The sequence below is a fragment of the Amycolatopsis mediterranei genome, from assembly GCF_026017845.1.
Lineage (GTDB): Bacteria > Actinomycetota > Actinomycetes > Mycobacteriales > Pseudonocardiaceae > Amycolatopsis > Amycolatopsis mediterranei.
In genome coordinates this window covers 1,050,424-1,067,604 of record NZ_CP100416.1, presented here as the reverse complement: position 1 = coordinate 1,067,604, position 17,181 = coordinate 1,050,424, and the positions used below count along the sequence as shown (strand labels likewise).

Here is a 17,181-nt window from a genome sequence, read left to right as displayed (position 1 = left end):
TTCACCGCCTCCGTCACAATCTAGCGGTGAACGCCCGAGAGAAGCTCGAAATCACGTGCAGCAAAGCATGGCCGCCCCTGGTCGAGGATCCCCTGGGTGAGTGGCGCCTGCGCTGGGCGGCCGGGTTCACCGGGCGCGCCAACAGCGCACTCGCCGTCGGCGACCCCGGCCGGCCGCTCGCCGAGGCCCTGCGCGCGGTGTGTGATTTCGCCCACGATCGGGGGATCACCCCGATGGTGCAGGTGGTCCGGGACAGCCCGAACGAAGGCGCGATCGCCGCGGCCGGGTGGGTGCCGGCCACCGGGCACGGCGCGGGTCACGAGGTCGAGGTGCTCACCGCGCCGTCGGTCCCCGCGCCCGCCGTCCGGGGTGTCACGGTGGGCGACGAGCCCGCGCCCGGCTGGTGGGAGCTCACGCTGCGCCCGGACGAGGACTCCCCCGCCGCGCGGCAGGTCCTGACCGGCGGGAAGGTCGGCTACGGCGTCGCGGTGGCCGGCGGCAGCGTCGCCGGCGCCGTCCGCGCCGCCCTGGTCGACGACTGGCTGCACGTCGGGCGGCTGGCGGTGTCCCCCGCCTTCCGCCGCCGCGGGCTGGCGTCGGCGCTGATGGGCGCCGTGCAGACTTGGGGTGCGGAACACGGAGCGCACCGCACGGTGTTGCAGGTCGCGGAGGGGAATTCGGGCGCGCTCGCGCTCTACGCGGGGCTCGGCTACGCCCCGCACCACAGATACCGGTACTGGGTGCCCGCACCCGGCTCGTGCGAGGATTCGACGTCGTGAAGATCGTGGTAATGGTCGGCGGAGTGGGCGGGGCCCGGTTCCTGCTGGGTGTCAAGGCGGCATTGGGCATGGCACCGGAAGGTGCGTCCGAGTCCGAGCACGAGGTGACGGCGCTGGTCAACACCGGCGACGACGTCTGGATGCACGGGCTGCGGATCTGTCCCGACCTGGACACCTGCATGTACACCCTGGGCGGCGGGATCGACTCCGAACGCGGCTGGGGGCACTCGGGCGAGACCTGGGTCGTCAAGGAGGAGCTGGCCGCCTACGGCGCCGAGCCGAGCTGGTTCGGCCTCGGCGACAAGGACATCGCCACCCACCTGATCCGGTCGCGGATGCTGCGCGCGGGCTACCCGCTCTCGGCGGTCACCGAGGCCCTGTGCGACCGCTGGCAGCCCGGCGTCCGGCTGCTGCCGATGTCGGACGACCGGGTCGAGACGCACGTCGTGATCGACGACCCGGAGCAGGACGGGCAGCAGAAGGCCGTCCACTTCCAGGAGTGGTGGGTGCGCTACCGCGCCGAGCCGAAGGCGCACTCGATCGTCGCGGTGGGCGCCGACGAGGCCAAGCCGGCGCCGGGCGTGCTGGAGGCCATCTCCGGGGCCGACGCCGTGCTGTTCGCGCCGTCGAACCCGGTCGTCTCGGTGGGCACCGTGCTGGGCGTGCCGGGCGTGCGGGACGCGCTGCGCAAGACTTCGGCCGGGGTAGTCGGGGTGTCGCCGATCATCGGCGGCAAGGCGCTGCGCGGGATGGCCGACGCGTGCCTGACCGCGATCGGCGTCGAGACCTCGGCCGAGGCGGTGGGCCGCCACTACGGCTCGCGCCAGGCTGATGGCGTGCTCGACGGCTGGTTGATCGCCGAAGGCGAGACGGCGGACGTGCCGGGTGTGACCGTCCGCGACGTCCCGCTGCTGATGTCCGATGTGGACGCGACCGCGGCGATGGCCCGCGCCGCCCTGGAACTGGCTGGAGCCCCCGTTGCCTGACACCACCGACCACGCCGCCCCGAAACTGGAGATCCTGCCCGTCACCGGGCTGCCGGAGTTCCGCCCGGGCGACGACCTGACCGGCGCGATCGTGACGGCCGCGCCCTGGCTGCGCTCCGGTGACGTCCTGGTCGTGACCAGCAAGATCGTCTCCAAGGCCGAGGGCAGGCTCGTGCGCGTGCCGTCCGACCCGGAAGCCCGTGACGCCGAACGCCGGAAGCTCGTCGAGCAGGAAGCCGTGCGGATCGTCGCCCGGATCGCGCGCACGGTGATCACCCAGAACCACCTGGGGATCGTGCAGGCCGCGTCCGGGATCGACGCGTCCAATGTGGCCGGTGACGAGGTCGCGCTGCTGCCGGCCGACCCGGACGCGTCGGCGCTGGCGCTGCGCAACGGGCTGCGGGAGCGGCTCGGCGTCGAGGTCGCCGTCGTCGTCACGGACACGATGGGCCGCGCGTGGCGGGTCGGGCAGACCGACGCCGCCATCGGCTCGTCCGGACTGCGCGTGCTGCACGCCTACCAGGGACAGATCGACGGGCAGGGCAACGAGCTGGCCGTCACCGAGGTCGCCGTCGCCGACGAGCTCGCCGCGGCCGCCGACCTCGTGAAGGGCAAGCTGGGCGGGACGCCGGTCGCGGTCGTGCGCGGGTTCTTCCCCGAGGACGACGGCTCGACCGCGCGGAACCTGATCCGCCCGCTGGAGGAGGACCTCTTCCGGCTGGGCGTCAACGAGGCCGTCGCGCAGGGCCGGCGCGAGGCGGTCCCGGCCCGGCGCTCGGTGCGGCACTTCGCGGACGAGCCGGTCTCCCCCACCTCGATCCGGCGGGCGGTGGGGTCCGCGTTGACCGCCCCCGCGCCGCACCACACGCACCCGGTGCGGTTCGTCTGGCTGCGTGACTCCGGCGTCCGGAAGAAGCTGCTCGACGCGATGCGCGAGTCGTGGCAGGCCGACCTGTCCGGGGACGAGTTCACGCCGGAGCAGATCGCGAAGCGGCTCAGCCGCGGCGACATCCTGTACCGGGCCCCGGAAGTCGTCATCCCGTTCCTGGTCCCGGACGGCGCGCACACCTACCGCGACGACCGGCGCAACGACTGCGAGAAGACGATGTTCACCGTCGCCGGCGGCGCCGCGGTGCAGGGCCTGCTGGTCGCCCTGGCGGCCGAGGGCCTGGGTTCGTGCTGGATCGGGTCGACGATCTTCGCCGCCGACGTCGTCCGCGACGTCCTCGGCCTGGACGAGCGCTGGCAGCCGCTGGGCTCGGTCGCCATCGGCGTACCGCTCACCGAGCCGGACCCGCGCGGCCCGGCCCTGGCCGGCGAAGGGCTGCTGGAGCTGTGAGCCTGCACGCGGACGCCGTCGCGACGCTGTCGTCGTGGCGGCCTGCTGTCGCTTCCCAGGAGTCGCTGCGCCAGGCGTTCCTCGGCTTCCTCGCCGCTCGTTCGGACAGTTGTCAGCGGTCGTGCGAGGCCGGGCACCTGACGGCGTCGGCGGTGGTGCTGGACCACACCGGCACGCAGGTGCTGCTGACGCTGCACCCGCGGGTCGGGCGGTGGCTGCAGCTGGGCGGCCACTGCGAGCCGTCGGACGCGTCGCTGGCCGGGGCGGCGCTGCGGGAGGCCACCGAGGAGTCGGGGATGTCCGGGCTGCGGATCGCGGCCGAGCCGGTGCACCTGGACGTCCACGCGATCACGTGCTCGCTGGGCGTGCCGACCCGGCACTTCGACGTCCGGTTCGCGGTGCACGCCCCACCGGGCGCGTCGCCGGTGCGCAGCGACGAGTCCGACGACCTGCGGTGGTGGCCGGCGGACGCGCTCCCGGCCGGGTCGGAGGATCTCGCCGATCTGGTGAAAGCGGCCGTTCCTGTCGGTGCCGGGCGATAGCCTGGTTCGCGGACAGGGAGGGACCACATGGCTGCACAGTTCCCGGAGCGGGTGCACTACCACTCCGGCGGTGGCGGTGACACCGGCGTGTTCGGGTACATCGTGCTCGGGCTGATCGTCCTGGGTGTCATCGTGTTCGTCATCGCGGTGGTGGTGCGGGTGACGAAGATGCGCCGCGAAGAGGCGATGAAGAACGGCGGGCAGTTCCCGCCGAACCCGGGCTTGCCGCCGCAGCAGGGGTTTGCTCAGCCGGGGTTCGGGCCGGCGCCGGGTTCGCCGCCGTCGTCGCAGGGGTTTGCGCAGCCGGGTTCGCCAACGTCGCAGGGATTTGCGCAGCCGGGCTTCGCGCCGGGAACCCCGCCGCCTTCACCGCAGCAGGGATTCCCGCAGCAGCCGGGATATCCGCCGGCGCCGCAGCAGTACGCGCCGCAGGGGCCGTCGTTCCCGCCGCAGCAGCAGCTGCCGGGGCCGGGAGCGGGTCCACAGAGCTGGTGATCATTCCCTTCGACAGCAGCTCGCCGGTCCCGCCGTTCGAGCAGGTCCGGTCCGGGCTCGCGACGCGGATCAACGACCGGAGCCTGGCCGTCGGCACGAAGCTGCCCACGGTCCGGCAGCTCGCGGCCGACCTGGGAATCGCCCCGAACACGGTGGCGCGGGCGTACCGCGAGCTGGAGGAAGCGGGCCTGATCGAAACCCGCGGCCGAGCAGGCAGCTTCGTCGCGGCGGCGGGCGACCAGAGCCGCCGCCGGGCCCAGCAGGCGGCGGCGGAGTACGCGAAGACCACCCGCAGGCTCGGCCTCGACGACGCCGAGGCACTGTCGATCGTCCGCGCGGCACTCGACGAGGGGAAGAGCTGATGGTGAGCGTGCTGATGCTGCTGATCATCCTGGTGGTGATCGCCGGCATCGCCGGAGTGGTGCTGCTCATCGTCAACGCGAGCAAGCCGAAGCCGCCGCCGTACCCGCCGCAGTATCCGGGATACCCGCCGCAGCAGGGCTTTCCGGTGCAGCAGCCGCCGGGGTACCCGGGGCCGCAGCAGGGTTATCCCGGCCAGCAGCCACCGCCCGGTTTCCCGGGACAGCAGCCGCCATACCCGCCACCGCCGCCTGGTCATCCCACGCAGTAGTAGCGCGCTGCCTTCAAGGGGCCGCCATCATGGCAGTCCTGCCACGATGGCGGCCTTTCGGCTTTCGAGGGCGGCGGCCACGCCACCTGCGACCACCGCTCGCCGCGGCGTCGGCCTACATCGCGCGGTAGTCGCGCAGCTCGATCCGCGGCCCGAACCGTGGCCGCGTGTGCCCGGCCGCCTCCAGATACCGGACCGCTCGCTGCCGCTGCGGCGCGTACGGTGCCAGCACCTCGGCCATCCCCGCGTCGTCGATTTTGTTCCCCAGCACCGCATTCCCCACCATCGAGGGGATGTTGTAGTCGCCGAAGCTCACCGCGTCCGGGTCGCCCCAAGCGCGCTGGGCGATCTCCGCCGCCGTCCAGACTCCGATGCCCGGGACCTGGCGCAACCAGTGACGGCCCTCGAGCCCGCGCAGCTCCACCGCCCTCTCCAGGTGACCCGCGACGCGCGCCGCGTTCAGCAAAGCCGTCCGGCGCTTGATGTCGACCCCCGCGCGGTGCCAGTGCCAGTCCGGCAGTGCCCTCAGCGCCGCGGGTGTCGGCGGCACGCGCAGCCGCTCGGGCGCCGGGCCGGGTGGGCGCGTGCCGAAGCGGCGGCACAGCTCGGCCCACGACCGGATCGCCTCCTTGCCCGCCACCTTCTGCTCCAGCACGGCGAGCACCAGCCAGTCCCACACCACCCCGGTCGACCCGAGCCGCAGGCCGGGGTTCGCCCGCCGGGCCCGCGCGACGACGTCGTGGTGCGCGACGAACCCCGCATCGTCGTCGTCGGCCCCCAGCAACGCCGGCACGCCGCTCAAGAGCCGGTCCTTCGCGTCGCCCCAGGCCGCGGCCTCGATGCGGCCGTCCGGATGGGGGCGCAGCGCCAGCGTTCCGGGGCCGTCCGGGGTGTTCGACGCGAGCCAGGTGATGCCGCGCTCGTCGGTGAGGATGTTGAGCGACCCGCGGCCGCGCTTCAGCGGACCCAGGACCCGGCCCAGGTCGACCTCGAACGCGGGACGCCAGAACACCGGGCTACGCGTCGCTCGAAAAGCGGACGGATCCGTCGGGCAGGACGACGTCCGGCCAGACGCGGGCGCCGTCGAGGAGCTCGCAGCCGGCCCCGACGGACACGCCGTCGCCCAGCACCACGCCGCGCAGCACCGCGCCGGCGCCGACGCGGGCGCCGTGCCCGAGCACCGAACGCTCGACGATCGCGCCCTCGGAGACCGCCGCGCCGTCGAACAGGACCGAGCCGTCGATCTTCGCGCCCGGGCCCACCACCGCGGCGACGCCGATCGTCGACCCGCCGGACAGCTGGGCGTCCTCGGCCACCGACGCGCCGTCGAGCACCAGGAAGTCGCCGGGGCGGCCGGGCAGCGCCGACGTCGGCGCCAGGCCGCGCACGAGGTCGGCCGAGCCGCGCACGAACGCTTCCGGCGTGCCGACGTCCAGCCAGTAGGACTCGTCGACGAAGCCCTGGATGTGCGCACCCTGCTCCAGCAGCTGCGGGAACGTCTCGCGCTCGACCGACACCCGCCGCCCGGTCGGGATGGCCTCGATCACCGGACGGCGGAAGACGTAGCAGCCGGCGTTGATCTGGTCGGTCGGCGGATCCGGCGTCTTCTCGAGGAACGCCTGGACCCGCCCGGTTTCGTCGGTCGGCACCGACCCGAACCGGCTGGGGTCCGGCACGCGCTGCAGGTGCAGGGTGACGTCGGCCTCGGATTCGCGGTGGACGCGCAGCTGCTCGCCGAGATCCGAGCCGGAGATGATGTCGCCGTTGAAGACGATCACGTGGTCGGCCCGGAGCCGGTCGTACACGTTCCGGATCGCGCCCGCGGTGTCGAGCGGCTCCTCCTCGACGACGTACTCCAGGTCGAGGCCGATGGACTTGCCGTCGCCGAAGTACTCCTCGAACACCTCCGCCCGGTAGCTCGTGCCCAGCACGACGTGCCGGATGCCGGCCTCGCGGATGCGGGAGAACAGGTGGCTCAGGTAGGGCGTCCCGGCGGTGGGGAGCATCGGCTTCGGCGCCGACAGGGTCAATGGCCGGAGGCGCGTGCCCTTGCCCCCGACCAGCACGACGGCGTCGACAGCGTCGGTTCGGACCTCGGACGTCACGGAAATCTCCTCTTTTATCACGCACCGCTGAGCGACAAGCCGCGGGAAACCCTCACGGAGGTCGCCCGGAGGGCCTACCCTAGACAGGAAACAGGCGGGCCTTTCCCCAGAGGGCCCCGGGTCAGTCGGGAGGCCGAGGGGATGGACCCCCGCGATCGGGCGGACGCCCTGCTCGCACGAGCCCAAGCGCGCGGTGTGTTCGTCGTGACACCCGACAGCGCGACGTCACCGATGGACTCGTCGAACACCCAGCAGATCCCGCGGGCACAGATCGACGGGCTCGACCGCAGCCAGGACCCCGACACGACCACGCAGCTGCCGGCGTCGCTGATCGAGGAGAACGACCACCCGCTGGCCGGCTCGGCGCCGACGCGGCGGATGGAGGTCCAGGGCGGCCGCCGCCCGCAGCAGACGACCCCGCTGAGCACGCCGTCGCCGACGACGCCGCTGCCCATGCCGAAGCCCACCCCGCTGTCCCGCCGGCCCCAGGCCGAGCAGATCACGAGCCCGCTGAAGGAGCCCGATCCGGAGGACACCGGCCTGGTACCGACGGTGACGCAGAACATCGGCAAGTCCGACCTTTCGCGCCGGCTCGACGGGATCTAGCGGGTTTCCAGCTTCAGCCGCAGCGCGAGGCCGAGCTTCACGGCGGCCAGCACCGGCTTCCAGGCGAGCCCCTGGTGGCGGTCGGCGAGGTAGCGGTAGGCGCTGGCGTGGTGCGCCGCGAGCATCTTCTGCGACGCCTGCGACGTCGAGTGGCCGCCTTCGTGCGTCACCCGCGAGGACGGCGCGTAGACGTTCAGCCAGCCCGCCTTCGCCAGCCGGTCGCCGAGGTCGACGTCCTCGAAGTACATGAAGTAGCGCGTGTCGAAGCCGCCGACGGAGTCGAACGCCTCCCGGCGGAACAGCTGGCACGAGCCGGACAGCCAGCCCGAGATGCGCTCGACCGGCGTGCCGCTCTCCTGCCGGTACTGCTTGGTCCAGGGGTTGCCGGGCCAGACCTTCGCGAAGGCGGCGTGCCCGATCCCGCGCCCGAAGGAGGGCAGGAGCCGCGCCGACGGGTAGACGGTGCCGTCGAGGTCGTGGATCAGCGGCCCGAAGGCACCCCCGCGCGGCCACCGCCCGGCGACCTCGAGGAGCGCGTCGAGCGACCCGGGCTCCCACTCGAGGTCCGGGTTGACGACGACGACCCAGCCGTAGCGGTCGTCGAGCTCGGCGACACCGCGGTTGGCGGCGGTCCCGTAGCCGACGTTCTCCCCGATGCTGAGCAGCTGGACGTTCTTGCGGTGGGCGGTGGCCCGCTCGAGGGCACCCTCGAGGGACGCGTTGTCCGCGACGACCACCTTGACCTCGCGTTCGGTGGCCTTCTCGAGGGTGTCGAGGAACCGCTCGATGGTGTCCTCGGAGAAGTAGGTCACGGTCACGACGCCGACATCGTCGCCATAGCGGGATTGCTCAGTCACCCGGCCATTGTCCACGCGTCACCGAGGGTGAACCGGGTGCCCCGGCCCAGCGGCACGCCGGCCGCAATCACCGGGTGCGCAGGTGCCGCGACCAGGCTTTCGCATACGCCGCCCGATGGCGTTCCGCGGTCGTGGCCCACGAGAACTCCTTCGCGCGCTGCTGCGCCGCCGTCGCCAGCTCGGCCCGCCGCCCCGGGTCCGCCAGCAGCTCACCGAGCGCCGCCGCGACGTCGCCGGCGCCCACCCCGCAGTACGCCACCGCGTCGCCGCCCACCTCCGGCAGCGACAACCGGCGCGTGGTCAGGACGCACGCGCCGCACGCCATCGCCTCCAGCACCGGCAGCCCGAACCCCTCGCCCAGTGACGGGTACGCCACCAGCTCCGCGCCGCCGAGGAAGCCCGCCAGCGTGCCGAACGGCAGGTAGCCCGCCCGGATCACGCGCAGCCGGTGCGGGACCGCGTCCAGCGCCCGCTCCACCTGGGTGTCCCAGCCCGGCTGGCCGGCCAGCACCAGCGCCGGTGCGTCCCGGCGGCCGGCGACCGCGCGCGCGAACCCGCGGATCAGCGCGGGCACGTTCTTCCGCGGCTCCAGCGCGCCCAGGAAGGCCACGTACGGTGTCCGCCCCAGTCCGACGGCCGCGCGCGCCGCCGCGACCTCCGCCGGGGACGGCGGGTGGAAGCGCTCGCTGTCGACGCCGTGGTGAATCACTTCCAGCAAGGCGTGCCGCACCGGGCCGACGCGGGCCAGCTCCGTGGCCGTCGCCGTCGAGGGCACCACGCACAGTGTCGCGCGGCGAAGCGCCGTCGCCGTCCACGCGCGGAAGAACCGGGCCTTCACCGACGAGTGCAGCACGGCGTCGGTGAAGAACGTCGCGTCGTGCAGCGTGACCACCGACGCGGCCGACGTCGCGAGCGGCATCGTGTAGTGCGGCGAGTGGACGACGTCCGCGCCGAGCCGGCGGGCCAGCCGCGGGAGGGTGGCTTGTTCCCAGGTCAGGCGGGCCGTGCGGGTGGTCGTGGCCGGCGACGCGGGTACGACGCGCGAGCTCGGCGCCAGCTGGTCGTAGAGCTGCAGGTCGCGGGGCTGGCAGACGACGGTGATCCGCGCCCCGTCCGCGTCGAGGGCGGTGACGAGCGAATCGACGTACCGGCCGACACCGCCGCGGTCCGCGGGAACCGCGGTCGCGTCGATCAGCACCCGGGGATCGTCGCTCACCCCTGCAGGGTACGGCGGTACCCCAGGGTGATGGTGAGGAACTGGCAAACCGGGCAGGGGCCCGGCTCAGCCGAGGGGCCGCCGGTGGATCGCCCAGACGGCCTCGGCCGCGCGACGCCAGGTGAACGCCTTGGCCCGCTCCCGCCCCGCCCGGGTCAGCTCCGCCGCCCTCGCCGGCGAACCGAGCACTTCCCGCAGCGCGGAAGCCAGCGCCGCGGCGTCCCCGCGGGGCACCATGACGCCGGCCCCGCCCGCCACCTCGGCCAGCGCCGGGACGTCGGTGTGCACCACCGGGATCCCCGCCGCCATCGCCTCCAGCAGCCCCAGCCCGAACCCCTCGGCGAGGCTCGGCACGGCCAGCACGTCGGCCCGGCGCAGCACGGTCGCCAGCTCGGCGTCGGTCACCTTCCCCAGCACCCGCAGCCGGTCGGCGGGCAGGCCGCGCTCGGCCGCCAGCGCCGCCGGGTCGATGGCGCCCCAGCCGGGCTGCCCGGCCAGCACGAGCACCGTGCCCTCCAGCGCCGCGACCGCGTCGACCAGCACGTCGATGCCCTTGCGCGGCTCGATCGTGCCGACGGCCAGCACGTACCGGGCCGGGAGGTCGAGTTCGGCCGAGCCGGACGGCACCCGCACGCCGTGCGGCACCACGCGCACCGGGACGTCGACGTCGATGAGCACCGCGAGCTCGTCGGCGACCGCCCGCGTCGGCACCACCAGCCCGGACGCCCGCCGCGCCGCCCGCGCGATCATCGACCGGTGCCAGCTCACCCCGCGCGCGGTGAGCGTCTCGGGGTGGGTCCACGGCACGGTGTCGTGCACGGTCACGCTCAGCGTCTTCCCGGCCGGGGCGCGCGGCGGCGCGAACGGCGTCGGTGCGTGCACCGCGTCGCCGCCCGGCCACCAGCGCAAGCCCGCTTGCCAGGCGGCGACCAGCGCCCGCGGCGGGATCCGCAGCACGCGCGGGCCCTCGACACCGTCCAGCCGGGCCGCGCCGACATCGGCGTGCCGCGCGACCGCGCTGGACACCGTCCAGCCCGGCGGCGCGGTCTTCGCCAGCGCGGGGAGCAGCTCGGCCGTGTAGCGCCCGGTGCCACCGGGCACGGGCGCGAGGAGCTGCTCGGCGAGCACGACCAGTTCGGGCACGCGGCTATTGTGCGGGACGTGACCGCGAATCCCGCCACCACGGTGGTAGTCGTGACCTGGCGGGGTGCCGGGCACATCACGGCCTGCCTCGACGCGCTCTCCGCGCAGACGCGTCCACATCGGACGCTCGTGGTCGACAACGCCTCCGCCGACGGCACCGCCGCCCTGCTCGCGGCCCACCCTTCGCGCCCGGAAGTGCTCCGCCTCCCGCGCAACACCGGCTACGCGGGCGCGCTCGCCGTCGCCGCCGGGAAGGTCGGGACGCCGTTCACGGCGTGGCTGAACGACGACGCCGAACCGGCGCCGGACTGGCTCGCGACACTGGAGGACACCCTCGAGAAGGCGCCGCTGGCCGCCGCGGCGACGTCCCGGCTCGTGCGTCCCGACGGCACCACGCAGTCGGCCGGCGTCCGGTTGACCGCCGACGGCCACGGCGCCGACGTCCCCGAGCCCGCCGGCGAGGTGTTCGGCTTCTGCGGCGGCGCGGCGCTGCTGCGCACCGACGCGCTGAAGAGCGTGCACGGCGTCCCGGCCGGATTCTTCTGTTATTACGAGGACACCGACACGGCGTGGCGGCTGCGGCTGGCCGGGTGGGACGTCGTCGCGGCGCCGGACGCCCGCGTCCGGCACGCCCACGGCGTCAGCAGCGAGCTGGGGTCGCCGCTGTTCCACCGCTGGAACGAGCGCAACCGGCTGCTCATGCTGCTGCGTTGCGCGCCCCGCGGTGTCGCGGTGAACCAGCTGCTCCGGTTCGCCGTGTTGACAGCGGTGCTGCCACTGCGGCCCGGGCGGCCGGCGGCGGCGAACTTCCGCTTCGGCCTGCGCTGCCGGGTCCTCGCCGAAGTGGCCTTGCGGCTACCTGCGACGTTGCGGGCCCGGCGCAAGATCACCCGCCGCGCGGCGCTCGGCCGAGGCGCGGTCTGGGAGGCATGGGCAGGCCTTTAAGCTTGCGCCAGGATCGACGACGAGGAGCTGGCTTTGGCGCAGGGGGATCCGCAACCGCTCGTCTCGGTGATCGTGGTGAACTACCACGGCTCCGCCGACACGATCACCTGCCTGCGCGCGCTCGCCGAGCACGACTACCCCGAGCTCGAGCTGATCTGCGTCGACAACTCCGCCGACGGAGCCGAGGCCGCCCGCATCCGCGAGGCCGTCCCCCGGGTCCAGGTCGTCGAGGCCGGCCGCAACACCGGCTTCGCGGGCGGCTGCAACCTCGGCGCGAAGCACGCGAAGGGCACGGTCCTCGCCTTCCTCAACAACGACGCCCGCCCGGCACCCGGCTGGGTCTCCGCCGCCGTCGCCGAGCTGCGCGCCCAGCCCCGCGTCGCCGCCGTGGCCAGCAAGGTCCTCGACTGGGACGGCACCGGCACCGACTTCGTCGACGGCGGCCTGACCTGGTTCGGCATGGGCTACAAGCGCCACGCCGGTTCGCCGCTGGCCGACGTCCCGGCCGCCGAGCACGAGGTCGCGAAGGACGTCCTGTTCGGCACCGGCTCGGCGATGTTCGTCCGGGCGAGCGTGTTCGCCGAGCTCGGCGGCTTCGACGAGCGGTTCTTCATGTTCTACGAGGACGTCGACCTCGGCTGGCGGCTCAACCTGCGCGGCTGGCGCGTCCGGTACGTCCCGGAGTCGCTGACCTATCACCGCCACCACGGCACGATGGCGTCGGTCGACGCACCCGAGACCGGTCGCGAGACGTTCCTGCTGGAGCGCAACGCCCTGGCCGCGCTGTACAAGAACCTCTCCGACGAGACCCTGGCCCGCGCGCTGCCCGCGGCGCTCGCCCTGGCCGTGCGCCGGGCCACCGCACGCGGCGAGCTCGACGCCACCCAGCTCGACCTCGAACAGGGTGTCGGCCCGATCGAGTCCGGCGACGTCGCCATCCCCCGCACCACGCTCGCCGGGCTGCTGGCCATCGACCAGTTCGTCGAGCAACTGCCCGCGCTGGCCGCGTCCCGCGCGGTCGAACAGGCGGCCCGCGTCCGCACCGACGCCGACCTGCTTCCGTTGCTGCGCAAGGCTTTGGAGCCGGCGTATCCGCTCCCGCGCTACCTGGCCGCGCACGACATCCTCGTCGAGGCGTTCGGCATCGAGAAGGCCTTCGGGCAGCGCCGGAAGGTCCTGGTGCTCACCGGCGACGCGCTCACCGAGCGGATGGCGGGCCCGGCGATCCGCGCCTGGAACATCGCCCTCGCGCTCGCCGCCGAACACGACGTCCACCTCGTCACCACCAACCCCCTCGCGACGCCGCCGCCGGCGCCGTTCCGGGTGAGCGCGGGCAAGCACCGCGAGCTGGACGCGCCGATCGCCTGGGCCGACGTCGTCGTCCTGCAGGGGCACGTGCTGGAGCTGGCGCCGTCGCTGAAGAAGCAGCACAGCGGCAAGATCGTCGTCGCCGACCTGTACGACCCGATGCACCTGGAGCTGCTGGAACAGGGCAAGGGCGTGGCCGACGACCAGCGCGCGGCCGACCTCGCCGGCGTGACCCGCGTCCTCGACGCCCAGCTCGAACGCGGTGACTTCTTCCTCTGCGCGTCCGAGCGGCAGCGGCACTTCTGGCTGGGGCACCTCGCCGCGATGGGCCGGCTTTCACCGCGGCTCTACGACGCCGACCCGACGACGCAGTCGCTGCTCGCGGTCGTGCCCTTCGGCCTGCCGCCGGAGCCGCCGGTGCGCACCGGGCCGGGGCTGCGTTCGTCGCTGGGCATCGGCGGCACCGACCACGTCGTGCTGTGGGCGGGCGGGGTGTACAGCTGGTTCGACCCGCTGACGCTGGTGCGCGCGATCGAGCAGCTGCGCCGCCGCCGCGGCGACGTCCGGCTGGTGTTCCTCGGCATGAAGCACCCGAACCCCGAGGTCGCCGAGATGGACATCGGCACACGGACGATGCGGCTGGCCGATGCGCTGGGGCTGACCGGCAAGCACGTCTACTTCAACGAGCAGTGGGTGCCCTACCACGAGCGCCAGAACTGGCTGCTCGACGCGAACTGCGGCGTCACCACGCACTACGAGCACGTCGAGACGACGTTCGCGTTCCGCACCCGCGTGCTGGACTACCTGTGGGCGGGGCTGCCGATCGTCACCACCGACGGCGACGCGTTCGCCGACCTGGTCCGGGCGGAGAAGCTCGGCGTAGTCGTCCCGGCCGAAGACGACGCCGCGTTGGCCGACGCGCTCGAAAAGGCGTTGTACGACGAGGAATTCGCCGCGGGCTGCGTCGAGCGGCTCGCCGTCGTCGCGCAGCGGTTCGCGTGGCCCGAGGCGCTGAAGCCGCTGGTGGAGTTCTGCCGCGACCCGCGGCCGGCCGCCGACCGGCTGCCCGGATCGGCGGACCTGGTGACGACGCCGCCGGTCCGCGGCCGGGCCATGCTGCGGCGGGACGTGGACCTGATCCGCGAGTACCTCGACGCGGGCGGGCCTGCCGAACTGGCGCGGCGCGCCGGCGGCCGGGCGCTCAAGCTCGTGAAGCAGCGGCTCCGCCGTGGCTAGGTCACTGAGCGTTCTCCTCGACGGCACCCCGCTGCTCGGCTCGCGCACCGGGATCGGCCGGTACACGTCCGCGCTGATCGAAGAGCTGGTGTCGATCCCGGAGGTCGACACGCGCGCGGTGGCGTTCACGCTGCGCGGCTGGCGGCGGCTGCGGCACGTGCTCCCGTACGGCGCCCGCGCCCGCGGGATGCCGGTGGCGGCGCGGCTGCTGCGGATGGCGTGGCAGCGTTCGGACTTCCCGCCGGTGGAGGTGTTCGCGGGGCCGACGGACGTGGTGCACGGCACGAACTTCGTGCTGCCGGGCCGTTTCCGCGCGGCGGGCGTGGTGACGATCCACGACCTGGCCTTCTTCGACAACCCGGCGGAGCTGGCCCCGAGCGATCACGGCCTGCCGGAGCTGGTCCGCCGCGGCGCGCGGCGGGCGAACGTCATCTGCACCCCGACCGCCGCGGTCGCGGACGCGGTGGCGGAACGCCTCGACGTCGCCCGCGACAAGATCGTGGTGACGCCGCTGGGCGTGAACCCCGCGTGGTTCACGGCGCGCCCGCCGGACGACGAGCGCCGGGCGCGGCTCGGGCTCCCGGCCCGGTACCTGCTCTTCGCCGGCGCCGCGGGGCCGCGCAAGGGCCTGGACTGGCTGGCCAGGGCCCACGACTCGGCGCCGGACCTGCCGGACCTGGTGTTCGCGGGCCCGGGTCCGTTCCCCCGCGGCCCGCGGAGGTGCCAGACCGGCTATCTGTCCGATGTGGACCTGCGGACGGTGGTGGCGGGCGCGTCGGCGCTGGTGCTGCCCTCCCGCGACGAGGGGTTCGGGCTGCCGGTGCTGGAGGCGATGGCCTCCGACGTCCCGGTGGTCTGCACGGACATCCCGGCGTTGCGCGAGGTGGCGGGCGAATGCGCCAGCCTGGTCCCGTACGGCGATGTGGACGGCCTCGCGGAGGCGTTGCGGACCGCGGTGACGGACCCGCACGCGGTGGCGACCTCGGCGTCACGGCGGGCGCACGCGGCGAACTTCACGTGGCGCACGTGCGCGGAGCTGACGGTGGGCGCCTACCGGCTGGCCTCAGGGCGTCACTGACCCGGCCGCGAAGTAGGCGTCCAGCGCCTCTTCCCACGACCGCATCGGGGTCAACCCCGCTTCCAGCCACGAGGCCGGGGACAGCACCGAGTACGCCGGCCGGGTCGCCGCCTGCGGGTACTCCGCCGACGTGCACGGACGGACCCGCGACGGGTCCGCGCCCAGGTGCTTGAAGATCGCCTGCGCGAACCCGCACCAGCTCACCTCCCCCGCGTTGGTGCAGTGCAGGATCCGCTGCGACGGCCCCTCGCCGGCCGCCACCCGGGACGCCAGCTCGAGCAGTCCCGCCGCCAGGTCGGCCGTCCACGTGGGACCGCCGACCTGATCGTCCACAACGGACAAGGTGTCCCGGGAAGACTCCAGCCGCGCCATGGTCTTCACGAAGTTCGAGCCGGAACGCCCGTAGAGCCACCCGGTCCGCACCACCCACGACGACGCCCCCGACCCGAGCACCGCGTCCTCGCCCGCCGCCTTCGTGCGGCCGTAAGCACTGCGCGGGCCCAGCTTGTCCGAAGGCTCGTACGGCGCGGAAGCCTCACCCGGGAACACGTAATCCGTCGACACGTGGATCAGCGGCACCCGCCGGGACGCGCACGCCGCCGCGAGCACCCGCGGCCCGTCCGCGTTCACCGCGAACGCGCGCTCCTCGTCGGTTTCCGCCGCGTCGACCGCCGTGTACGCCGCCGCGTTGACGACCACCGGCGCCGAACCCGCTTCCCGCGCCCGCTCGGCCAGCGCCCCCACCGCGGCCAGCACCTGGCTCGTCACCGTCACGTCCAGCTCGGCCGAACCCGGGGCCACGACGTCCACCGAAGGGGACGCCAGCGCGGCGAGATCCCGGCCGAGCTGCCCGGAACCCCCGGGCACCAGCACCGTCAGCGGCACGAACACTTCCTCTATTTCTTCAGCGCGGCCCGTCCGGCCAGCGGCTCCCACCACGCGCGATTGTCCCGGTACCACGCCACTGTCGCGGCCAGACCGTCCTCGAAGGAGACGCGCGGAGCGTACCCCAGCTCCCGGCTGATCTTCGTGATGTCCACCGAGTATCGGCGGTCGTGGCCCTTGCGGTCTTCGACCGGCTCGACGCTGTCCCAGCTCGCGCCGACCGCCTCCAGCAGCTTCTCCGTCAGCGACCGGTTGGTCAGCTCGGTGCCGCCGCCGATGTTGTAGATCTCGCCCGGCCGGCCGCCGTCGGCGACCAGCTGGATGCCGTGGCAGTGGTCGTCCACGTGCAGCCAGTCACGGACGTTGAGCCCGTCACCGTAGAGCGGCACCTTCCCCCCGTCGAGCAGGCTGGTGACGAACAGCGGGATGACCTTCTCCGGGAACTGGTACGGACCGTAGTTGTTGGAACACCGGGTGATGCACACCGGCAGCCCGTGGGTGCGGAAGAACGACCGCGCCACCAGATCGGAGGACGCCTTCGACGCCGAATAGGGCGAATTCGGCTCCAGCAGGTGGTCTTCGGTCCACGAACCGTGCTCGATCGAGCCGTACACCTCGTCGGTGGACACGTGCACGAACTTGCCGACGCCGGCTTCCAGGGCCGCCTGCAGCAGGTTCTGCGTGCCGAGCACGTTCGTCAGCACGAAGTCGGCCGCGCCGAGGATCGAGCGGTCCACATGGGACTCCGCCGCGAAGTGCACGACGAGGTCCACACCGGTCATCACCTCGGTGACCAGCGCCGTGTCGCAGATGTCGCCGCGGACGAACTTCAGCCGCGGGTCGGCGGCGACCGGGGCCAGGTTGGCTTCGTTACCCGCGTAGGTGAGTTTGTCCAGCACGACCACCTCGGCGTCGCGCAGCGTCGGGTAGGCGCCGGTCAGCACCTGCCGGACGTAGTGCGACCCGATGAAGCCGGCACCACCGGTGACCAGGACCCGCATCTTCCCGCCTTTCCTCACACCCCGGACGG

At 73.6% G+C, this 17,181-nt stretch carries 18 protein-coding genes; 11 read left to right on the top strand and 7 right to left on the bottom strand.

Annotated features, from left to right (window positions below):
• Nucleotides 1-26: 26 nt before the first annotated feature.
• Genes ISP_RS05185 through ISP_RS05155 form a run of 7 tightly spaced genes read left to right on the top strand, consistent with a single transcriptional unit; the run spans nt 27 to nt 4,772 of the window.
• Nucleotides 27-779 (top strand): GNAT family N-acetyltransferase, encoded by a 753-nt coding sequence (locus tag ISP_RS05185; protein WP_013222934.1) that lies wholly within the window; start codon nt 27-29, stop codon nt 777-779.
• Nucleotides 776-1,765, top strand: coding sequence for a 2-phospho-L-lactate transferase (gene cofD, locus ISP_RS05180; protein WP_037374073.1), 990 nt, complete (start codon nt 776-778; stop codon nt 1,763-1,765). The genes ISP_RS05185 and cofD overlap by 4 nt, the downstream gene beginning before the upstream one ends.
• Nucleotides 1,701-3,104: a coenzyme F420-0:L-glutamate ligase gene (locus ISP_RS05175; RefSeq protein ID WP_378251324.1), complete on the top strand. Its 1,404-nt coding sequence runs from the start codon at nt 1,701-1,703 to the stop codon at nt 3,102-3,104. Before cofD ends, ISP_RS05175 begins: the two co-directional genes overlap by 65 nt.
• Complete coding sequence (locus ISP_RS05170; RefSeq protein ID WP_013222931.1) at nt 3,101-3,646, top strand: NUDIX hydrolase; 546 nt, start codon at nt 3,101-3,103, stop codon at nt 3,644-3,646. Before ISP_RS05175 ends, ISP_RS05170 begins: the two co-directional genes overlap by 4 nt.
• Before the next feature lie 27 nt (nt 3,647-3,673).
• The gene (locus ISP_RS05165; RefSeq protein ID WP_013222930.1) at nt 3,674-4,141 is read left to right on the top strand and encodes a hypothetical protein; all 468 of its coding nucleotides are present in this window, start codon (nt 3,674-3,676) and stop codon (nt 4,139-4,141) included.
• The gene (locus tag ISP_RS05160) at nt 4,138-4,503 is read left to right on the top strand and encodes a GntR family transcriptional regulator (RefSeq protein WP_013222929.1); all 366 of its coding nucleotides are present in this window, start codon (nt 4,138-4,140) and stop codon (nt 4,501-4,503) included. Before ISP_RS05165 ends, ISP_RS05160 begins: the two co-directional genes overlap by 4 nt.
• Entirely contained in the window at nt 4,503-4,772 is a 270-nt protein-coding gene (locus tag ISP_RS05155) for a hypothetical protein (protein WP_013222928.1), read from the top strand. Before ISP_RS05160 ends, ISP_RS05155 begins: the two co-directional genes overlap by 1 nt.
• Nucleotides 4,773-4,887: 115 nt before the next feature.
• On the opposite strand, the gene ISP_RS05150 is transcribed toward ISP_RS05155, so the two are convergent.
• Together ISP_RS05150 and manB are read right to left on the bottom strand one after the other, a co-directional pair.
• Entirely contained in the window at nt 4,888-5,784 is an 897-nt protein-coding gene (locus tag ISP_RS05150) for a DNA-3-methyladenine glycosylase family protein (RefSeq protein ID WP_013222927.1), read from the bottom strand.
• Between the two features lie 4 nt (nt 5,785-5,788).
• Nucleotides 5,789-6,877 carry a mannose-1-phosphate guanylyltransferase gene (gene manB / locus ISP_RS05145; protein ID WP_013222926.1) on the bottom strand — a complete coding sequence of 363 codons (1,089 nt, stop codon included), beginning with the start codon at nt 6,875-6,877 and terminating at the stop codon, nt 5,789-5,791.
• 141 nt (nt 6,878-7,018) lie between these two features.
• Between manB and ISP_RS05140 the strand changes: the two genes are divergently transcribed.
• On the top strand, nt 7,019-7,483 hold the full coding sequence (locus tag ISP_RS05140; protein WP_013222925.1) for a hypothetical protein: 465 nt from the start codon (nt 7,019-7,021) through the stop codon (nt 7,481-7,483).
• On the opposite strand, the gene ISP_RS05135 is transcribed toward ISP_RS05140, so the two are convergent.
• The 3 genes from ISP_RS05135 to ISP_RS05125 all read right to left on the bottom strand — a co-directional run bounded on the left by ISP_RS05135 (nt 7,480) and on the right by ISP_RS05125 (nt 10,699).
• Nucleotides 7,480-8,340: a glycosyltransferase family 2 protein gene (locus ISP_RS05135; protein ID WP_176742156.1), complete on the bottom strand. Its 861-nt coding sequence runs from the start codon at nt 8,338-8,340 to the stop codon at nt 7,480-7,482. The genes ISP_RS05140 and ISP_RS05135 overlap by 4 nt on opposite strands.
• Before the next feature lie 67 nt (nt 8,341-8,407).
• Nucleotides 8,408-9,538, bottom strand: a complete 1,131-nt coding sequence (locus tag ISP_RS05130) for a glycosyltransferase family 4 protein (protein ID WP_013222923.1) — start codon at nt 9,536-9,538, stop codon at nt 8,408-8,410.
• A gap of 84 nt (nt 9,539-9,622) precedes the next feature.
• Nucleotides 9,623-10,699, bottom strand: coding sequence for a glycosyltransferase family 4 protein (locus ISP_RS05125; protein WP_013222922.1), 1,077 nt, complete (start codon nt 10,697-10,699; stop codon nt 9,623-9,625).
• A gap of 9 nt (nt 10,700-10,708) precedes the next feature.
• Here ISP_RS05125 and ISP_RS05120 point away from each other — a divergent pair, with 9 nt between their 5' ends.
• Genes ISP_RS05120 through ISP_RS05110 form a run of 3 tightly spaced genes read left to right on the top strand, consistent with a single transcriptional unit; the run spans nt 10,709 to nt 15,266 of the window.
• Nucleotides 10,709-11,644 (top strand): glycosyltransferase family 2 protein, encoded by a 936-nt coding sequence (locus tag ISP_RS05120; RefSeq protein WP_176742155.1) that lies wholly within the window; start codon nt 10,709-10,711, stop codon nt 11,642-11,644.
• Nucleotides 11,645-11,677: 33 nt separating this feature from the next.
• Entirely contained in the window at nt 11,678-14,188 is a 2,511-nt protein-coding gene (locus tag ISP_RS05115; protein WP_013222920.1) for a glycosyltransferase, read from the top strand.
• Nucleotides 14,181-15,266 carry a glycosyltransferase family 4 protein gene (locus tag ISP_RS05110; RefSeq protein WP_013222919.1) on the top strand — a complete coding sequence of 362 codons (1,086 nt, stop codon included), beginning with the start codon at nt 14,181-14,183 and terminating at the stop codon, nt 15,264-15,266. The genes ISP_RS05115 and ISP_RS05110 overlap by 8 nt, the downstream gene beginning before the upstream one ends.
• Here ISP_RS05110 and rfbD read toward each other — a convergent pair.
• Together rfbD and rfbB are read right to left on the bottom strand one after the other, a co-directional pair.
• Nucleotides 15,252-16,157, bottom strand: a complete 906-nt coding sequence (gene rfbD / locus ISP_RS05105) for a dTDP-4-dehydrorhamnose reductase (protein ID WP_013222918.1) — start codon at nt 16,155-16,157, stop codon at nt 15,252-15,254. The genes ISP_RS05110 and rfbD overlap by 15 nt on opposite strands.
• A 5-nt stretch (nt 16,158-16,162) precedes the next feature.
• On the bottom strand, nt 16,163-17,152 hold the full coding sequence (gene rfbB, locus ISP_RS05100; RefSeq protein ID WP_013222917.1) for a dTDP-glucose 4,6-dehydratase: 990 nt from the start codon (nt 17,150-17,152) through the stop codon (nt 16,163-16,165).
• Nucleotides 17,153-17,181 lie beyond the last annotated feature (29 nt).

What these genes read in the sequence shown, in the direction of transcription:
- ISP_RS05140 (WP_013222925.1), top strand. Translation starts at nt 7,019, where the DNA reads ATGGACCCCCGCGATCGGGCGGACGCCCTGCTCGCACGAGCCCAAGCG.
- ISP_RS05165 (WP_013222930.1), top strand. Translation starts at nt 3,674, where the DNA reads ATGGCTGCACAGTTCCCGGAGCGGGTGCACTACCACTCCGGCGGTGGC.
- ISP_RS05175 (WP_378251324.1), top strand. Translation starts at nt 1,701, where the DNA reads ATGTGGACGCGACCGCGGCGATGGCCCGCGCCGCCCTGGAACTGGCTG.
- ISP_RS05155 (WP_013222928.1), top strand. Translation starts at nt 4,503, where the DNA reads ATGGTGAGCGTGCTGATGCTGCTGATCATCCTGGTGGTGATCGCCGGC.
- rfbB (WP_013222917.1), bottom strand. Translation starts at nt 17,152, where the DNA reads ATGCGGGTCCTGGTCACCGGTGGTGCCGGCTTCATCGGGTCGCACTAC.